This window comes from Butyrivibrio sp. (genome assembly GCF_024699075.1).
Genome location: NZ_JAILQF010000067.1, coordinates 1 through 7,353, shown reverse-complemented (window position 1 = coordinate 7,353; position 7,353 = coordinate 1). Strand labels below are relative to the sequence as shown.

General features: G+C 43.5%; 5 protein-coding genes. 1 reads left to right on the top strand and 4 read right to left on the bottom strand.

The window, feature by feature from the left end; genetic code table 11:
• From K6G87_RS02510 to K6G87_RS02500, 3 genes are all read right to left on the bottom strand, one after another.
• On the bottom strand, positions 1-590 hold a 590-nt coding region (locus tag K6G87_RS02510; protein WP_296833447.1), incomplete at its 3' end, for an ABC transporter substrate-binding protein.
• Between the two features lie 73 nt (positions 591-663).
• Entirely contained in the window at positions 664-1,524 is an 861-nt protein-coding gene (locus tag K6G87_RS02505; protein ID WP_296833444.1) for an ROK family protein, read from the bottom strand.
• A 110-nt stretch (positions 1,525-1,634) separates the two neighbouring features.
• The gene (locus K6G87_RS02500; protein WP_296833442.1) at positions 1,635-3,203 is read right to left on the bottom strand and encodes a response regulator transcription factor; all 1,569 of its coding nucleotides are present in this window, start codon (positions 3,201-3,203) and stop codon (positions 1,635-1,637) included.
• A 96-nt stretch (positions 3,204-3,299) separates the two neighbouring features.
• Between K6G87_RS02500 and K6G87_RS02495 the strand changes: the two genes are divergently transcribed.
• A complete protein-coding gene (locus K6G87_RS02495; protein ID WP_296833439.1) occupies positions 3,300-5,108 on the top strand; it encodes a sensor histidine kinase in 1,809 nt (602 codons plus the stop codon).
• Positions 5,109-5,303: 195 nt separating this feature from the next.
• Here the strand turns inward: K6G87_RS02495 and uvrC are convergent, their stop codons facing one another.
• Positions 5,304-7,208, bottom strand: coding sequence for an excinuclease ABC subunit UvrC (gene uvrC / locus K6G87_RS02490; RefSeq protein WP_296833437.1), 1,905 nt, complete (start codon positions 7,206-7,208; stop codon positions 5,304-5,306).
• Positions 7,209-7,353: the final 145 nt, after the last annotated feature.

Sequence of the window (7,353 nt, the reverse complement as noted above, 5' to 3'; positions counted from 1 at the left end):
GCGTCCAGCTTCTCACATACATCGTAGAATTCATCTACAGTTTTTGGAATCTCAGTAACTCCCGCTGCAGCAAAAGCCGCCTTGTTATATACCATTCCGCAGTAAGAAACTGTAAGAGGAAGGACATAGAGATTTCCGTCGGTTCCTCTTCCGTTCTCGTAAAATAGAATATCATCCGCAGTAAAATCAAGATCATCGATAGGCAGGAAATAGTCCTTGTAGGTATCCTGATTGATAGGATCCACCACATAGAAAAGATCCGGAGCTTCGCCTCCCGCGATTCTTGTAGGGATCACATCGTCATATTCCTTAATTGTCTCAAACTCAACAGTGGTGCCCGGGTGAAGGTCCATAAATTCCTGGGCATACTCAGAAAGTCTCTCCTCTAAATCTGTACGGTTGCTGGCAACACTGATCTTGCCCGACAGAGTCTCCTCTTTTTGTTCCGTTTCCGCCATGTCCCCGGATGTTTCACTTACCGTGTCACTGGCAGATGAAACCTCTGCGCCTTCAGTACTCTGACCGCAGCCGGTTATAGTTCCCGCTGTCAAAACCAAAGACAGCAGTAATGCAATATGTTTCTTGTTCATTTATCGTTCCTCCCATATACGAACAAATAGTTTATTTTTTATATCAAAGCTGCAGCAAATGATCTTACTATAGTTACCTTGCGTTCCTTGCAAGGAAAAGAGCTCCCTTTATTCCCTGCTCTCCGTCAAGAAGCGCAGGAACAATATAATTATCCATATCTCGAAGTTCCGCCGTATCAAGATATCCGTTCAGGTATTCACAGGTCTTTTTGCGGATCATGGGAAAGAGCTTCCGGACATTCATAACTCCACCTCCCAGGATTATCCGCTTTGGCGAATAACAGCAGATATACTGCATAAGCGCCTTGCTTATGTAATCTGCTTCCAGTTCCCATACCTCATCCCTGTCTGTAAGTTCAAAGGCCTCTCTGCCATAGCGGATCTTTAGTGCCGGCCCTGAGGCCAGCCCCTCAAAACAGTTCTTGTGATAAGGGCAGCTTCCCAAAGTCTCATCGCCCTCCCTGACAGGAAGAAGGATGTGTCCCGCCTCCGGGTGAAGCATTCCGTGAAGAAGATTTCCTTCGCAGTAAACTCCCACTCCGATCCCGGTGCCTATGGTTATGTAAATAACATCCTCAAGGCCTTTTCCGCTTCCGTAGATGACTTCTCCAAGGCAGGCTGCATTGACATCAGTATCCACCGCCACGGGAATGCCTGCTTTTTCAAAGGCTTCCTTCCAGGAGAATCCCACCCATGGAAGCTTTGGGCTTTTCCCTATCCTTCCATAGTCCTTGCCGCTTTTATCAAGGCAGACCGGTCCAAAGGCTCCTATACCTATGGCTTCTATATCGTTTCCCTCAAAGAATTCCAGTATCTTCGGGATCGTATCCGAAGGTGTTTCCGTGGGTATCCTGGCAGTCTTTAAAATCTGTCCGTTGTCATCGCCCAGCGCAACCACCATCTTTGTTCCGCCGGCTTCAATCGCTCCATACATTGTTTTGTCCTCCGTCTGTAAGATGAGTATATCAACCTGATACCATCAAAAAAATAGCAGTACTTTTGATTCCCATACATTTTTTTGGGAATTCAAAAGTACTGTATATATCAATAGACCAGGTTTCGATATTCTTTGGGAGAAATCCCCCATTTCTTTTTAAAGGCCCTTCCAAAGGACACTGCATCCTCATAGCCCACAAGCTGACCTATCTCGTAGATCCTGATCTTAGGGTCCTTAAGCAGCTCTTTTGCCTTGTCCATCCTGACATTTAGCAGATACTCGGAAAAGTTCATTCCGGTCTCAGTCTTAAAAAGATTGCTGAAATAGGAGGCATTAAGCTCCACATACTCCGCTATCTCTGTAAGGGTAAAGGGTTCTGAATAGTGCAGAGCGATGTAGTCCTTGGCCATCTCGATGCGGCGCTCGCTCTTTTGCTCCTTCTCCTTCATCATAGCTTCAATGGCATTCTTCAAAAGAGAACTCATAAAGGTCTTAAGCTCTCTGTAGGTATTAAGGTGGTCTATACAAAAAACTGTCTCAGGTTCATTGGCAGATATATAGCTTCCAAGGGATGACGCATTGGCACAGACAGCGTCCAAAAGCCCGTGAATATACTGCCTGAACAGATCCTCGCTGCAGTAGCTAAGATCCACAAATACTCTGTCCATGACCTGCTTCGCTCCCATATAATCACATAAAGTCACATGATGGGAGAGCTCCGCCGCTGCAGGATTTATATCATACTGAAGCTCCAGGGTCTTATCTTCCACTTCCAAAGCTCTGATAAAATGATGCTGTCCGAGATAGAACCGCCCCATTACAGCCTTTTTGGCCTCATCAAACAGCTTCGGGATATCTTCACTTATTTCGGAAATACTGCTGATACCTATTGTGACAGATCTTTCTTTGCCCCCATCGGGATTAAGCTTTTCAAACATATCCCCGGCAAAAGAATCTGCGCTATCCCCGGACGCAGCAAAAGCAAGAACAAGGATCTCTTTTCCCAAAATGCAGCTGATAAATTCAATGTCTTCAGTGCCAGGTGCTATTAAAGTCAGTTCTTCATAGCAGTCCATCAGAGCCTTTGTATATTGTGATTCCTGAGAAAACTGACGGTAATACTGATCTACCACTATCCTTAGGGCCAGGAAGCAGCCGGCTCCTGTATTTATCCCAAGATCCTTAAGTCTTTCCAGATGACCTGCTACCTCCTCTGCTTTGCAGGAAGAGAGCCTTCTTAAAATCTCTGTTGCTATAAACTCGGTATTATCGGCTTTCCTCAGCCTTGTTTTTTCTTCGTCGGATATCTGCAGTTCGACCTTCTCGATAAGAGCTATGAGCTCATCCTTCTTAAAGGGTTTTAATATATAATCACAGGCGCCGTTCATGAAAGCGCTGCGGACATATTCAAAATCGTTGTAGCCGCTGAGCATAATGACCTTGGGGCTTTCAGAGTTCTTTTCCCTGAGGGTCTTCGTAAGCTTAAGTCCGTCCATGATAGGCATTCTTACATCACAGATGATAAGGTCCACGTCTCCGTGACTGTCAAGATAGTCCAGCGCCATAGCCCCATCTGAAAATTCGCCGCACACCTTCCAGTCTCTGCCGGCTTTCTCTATAAGTTTTTGCATTCCCATTCTGATGACTTCATCGTCATCCACAAGTAGAATGTTCATCAAATATCACCGCCCGGTCACTTGATTAAAAAAATACTTATTTGTACAATTAGCATTATTATAAACGAAAAATCCCATGTTGGAAAAACCAAAGCCATGAAAAAGATGATCGCCAATTTTAAAAACCTGTCAATAGTAGTCAAATTCACTCTTATAATCGTGCTGGCTTTTATTTTGCTTTCAGGGTCTATCCTTATCTCTGCAAGGCTCTATGAAAAAGAAAGGCTGGCTACCTATTACGGAGTTCATTCCAGCAACAACCGGCAGCTTCTGGACAAGATTGACAGCTATATCGCCGACATTTCCAATGTCACCAAGATCCCTCTTACCTACAAGATCAATGACAGTACCTACATGTCCCTTCTGTCGGATTTTAACGATACAGGCTTTAGCAGCTATGAATTTCAGCGTCAGAACGAGCAGATCTTTGAACAGATCATGACCTACAAGGACGAGGTTAATTCCTGCTATATCTTCAACACTAAAGGTGAAGCGGATTATAAGGTAAAATATGCCATCTACTCTCCCTTTGACCCCACTGACACCTACTGGTTTAAAGAGGCAATTTATAGTTTTGGAAAACCTGTTCTTGTGAGAACCTACGAGCTTCCGGAGATAGTAAACAAAAACCTTCGCCCTGTGTATGTTTTTGGCATAGCAAGGGGAATCGTTCAGCTAAAATCAGGAAGTGTTATAGGTATTCTTCTTGTAAACACAGAGGTCAGATATCTGGAAAAACTATGCGATGAAGTAAGCCTTGGAGCCAATCAGAGGATACTTATCATGAACGGCTCACACTGCATCTATGACACAAAGGGGGAGTTTACCTCCATGTCCATCCCTTCAGACAATGACATCATGTCCATTCCGGAGCAGACAAAAGACAGCTTTTTCAAGTGCAATATAGATCACAGATCGTCCTATGCCACCAGTTTTTTTTCAGATAACTATGGACTTCGTGTCATAAGCATCGCTCCCTCCGATGACCTTCTTGGAGGACTCACAAGGATTCAGTTCACAAACTTCATACAGCTGATACTGATAATCTTTGCAATTCTTCTGATCACACTTTTTGCCTTGAGACGTGTGGTATCTCCTCTTACTCTTTTAAGCTCTATGATGAAAATGGCTGAGGACGGAGACTTTACAAACCATGTGAAATTTGAGTCTCTGGATGAAGTGGGAAAACTTGCAGAGTCTTACAACTCCCTGATCGACAGGATCAACTCCCTGATAAAGGAAGTCTATCTGGAAAAGATCAACGCCAACGAACTGGAGCTTCAGATGCTTCAGTCCCAGATCAATCCTCACTTCCTATACAACACCCTGGAATCGATCTCCATGATGGCCACCATCAACGATGACGATGTCACCTCAGATATGGCCGCTTCCCTTGGATCCATCCTTCGCTACAGCATAAGCGATCTCAATGCTCCTGTGAGCCTTCTGGATGAAATAGGTCATGTAAAAGAATATGTGGCACTTCTTGAATATCGCTTCAAAAATCAGTACCGCCTGGAGATTGATGTACCCACTGCCCTTTATTCAACCCAGATGCCAAAGCTCATTCTTCAGCCTGTGGTGGAAAATGCCATATATCACGGTATGCGCACCATAAGGACCGGCGGTGTCATAAAGGTTACCGCCTTCAAGGCTTCCCGCGGACTTTTTGAGATCAGGGTTTCTGATAACGGAAGCGGCATCCCCGAAGATGATCTTAAGCTTCTCAACGACTATATCAACGAAAAAAATGATAGCTACGACAGTATAGGTCTTCGAAACGTAAACAGAAGAATCCGTCTCTTTTGCAGGGAAGAGAAAGATTCTTCTGATGTTGGCGTTATTGTTGAATGCGGCGAAAACGGCGGAACCCTTGTCCGCATACTTATAAGGGATATGTCTTAAGAATATTTTACCTTGCCCTTAAGACGTCACTTTTCTTTCATCATACGCACACCTACTCCATCACATAAATGCTTGTCACCATTATGGTACATCCGCATGGATGCTGAATTTATAGAATAATCATATACAGGATACTCGTCAAAACAGTATGTGCCAACTTTCCTATTCTCTACAATCTTCTGATCAGGCTGAGAATCACTTAGAAGTACCAGGTCTTCTGACGGCCACTTCTGTATGGAAGAATTCGTAGACTGCCAAAGCTTCTTTTTCCCTAAGTTCAGGAACCTTTAGCAGCTCTTCCACAGAAGCTTCTTTTATATCCTTAATAGACTCAAAGTCTCTCATCAAGGCCTTTCTTCTTGCTGCTCCGATTCCAGGAATGTCATCAAGAACTGACCTTACCTGAGCCTTACTACGAAGTGATCTGTGATATTCGATCGCAAATCTGTGGGCTTCGTCCTGTATTCTTGTTATTAGTTTAAAGCCTTCGCTGTGTCTGTCTATAGGAAGTTCTTCATTGTTAAAATAAAGACCTCGTGTTCTGTGATTATCATCCTTGACCATTCCGCATACAGGAATATTTATACCAAGTTCATCCAGAACCTGAAGGCAGATGTTGACCTGGCCTCTTCCACCATCCATCAGAATAAGGTCTGGGAACCTTGTGAAGCTTCCATACTGTGCATCTATATCTCTAAGTTCCATGTCATGCCGTTCTTCAAGGCCATGCATAAGCCTTCTTGTAAGAACTTCATGCATGCAGGCATAATCGTTGGGGCCTTCTACTGACTTTATCCTGAACTTTCTGTAGTCGCTCTTTTTGGGTTTACCCTTTTCAAATACCACCATGGAACCAACATTGGCAAATCCGCTTATATTAGAAATATCATAGGCTTCCATCCTGACAAGATTCTTCATTCCAAGGATCTGTTCGATTTCCTTAACAGCTCCAATGGTCCTTCCTTCTTCACGCTTTATACGTTCTCTGTCCTTGGAAAGAACAAGCGCTGCATTTTCAGAAGCAAGCTCCATGAGCTTTTCTTTCTGACCTCTTTCAGGAACAGTTATATACATACGGCTTCCTTTTCTTCCGGACAACCATTTTTCTATTATCTCCTGATCTTCGATCCTGACAGGCAGCATAAGCTCCCTTGGAACAAAAGGAGTTCCGGAATAGAACTGCTTAACAAAATCAAGAACAATCTCTTCCTGAGGATTACCACCAACATGAGTCATATAGAAATGTTCACGTCCTATAAGCCTTCCGTCACGAACGAAGAACACCTGAATAACAGCATCATTTTCATCAGAAGCAATCGCGATGATATCCTTATCCTCCATGGATGAATCCGTCATCTTCTGCTTCTGGGCTACGCTTCTTACATCATTCAGAAGGTCTCTGTAGCGAGCTGCATTCTCAAAATCCATTTCCTCTGAAGCCTTATACATCTTGTCTTCAAGGTCTTTTAAAATAACATTGTAATTACCGGATAGAAAGTCCAGCGCCTTATCAATATGCTCTTTATATTCTTCCTGACTTACTTTTCCCGTACACGGGCCGCAGCACCTTCCCATATGGAAATTAAGGCATGGTCTTTGCTGGCCTATATCTTTGGGAAGAGACCTGTTACAGGTCCTAAGTCCGTATATCTTGTTGATAAGATCTATAGTAGTCTTAACTGCCTGAGCGCTTGTGAAGGGTCCGAAGTATCTCGCCTTATCTTTTCTCATAAGTCTTGAAAAAAGAATCCTGGGGTACTCTTCCTGGACCGTAACCTTTATATAAGGATAAGTCTTGTCATCTTTTAAAAGGGTATTGTAGCGGGGCCTGTTTTCCTTAATAAGATTATTCTCAAGTACAAGGGCTTCAAGCTCTGAATCCGTAACGATATATTCAAACCTGGCGATCTTGGATACCATCTGATCTATCTGAGGGCCGCGTCCTACTATCTTCCTGAAATATGACTGCACACGCTTATGAAGGTCAATAGCCTTACCAACATACATGATGACATCGTCTGCATCATGCATTATATAAACGCCGGGATTATGGGGCAGTTTTTTTAATTCTTCTTTGACATCAAATCTGCTTTCTTCCATATATTACCTCATGCCTCACATATTACCTATATGCAGAGGCTGATGAACACGTAAGCTTACTTCTTAATACAATAAGTGCACCTACACCACTAATTATCTTTCAAACTGTAATGCAGATGCACTATTTATCTTCGGTGCTTTTATT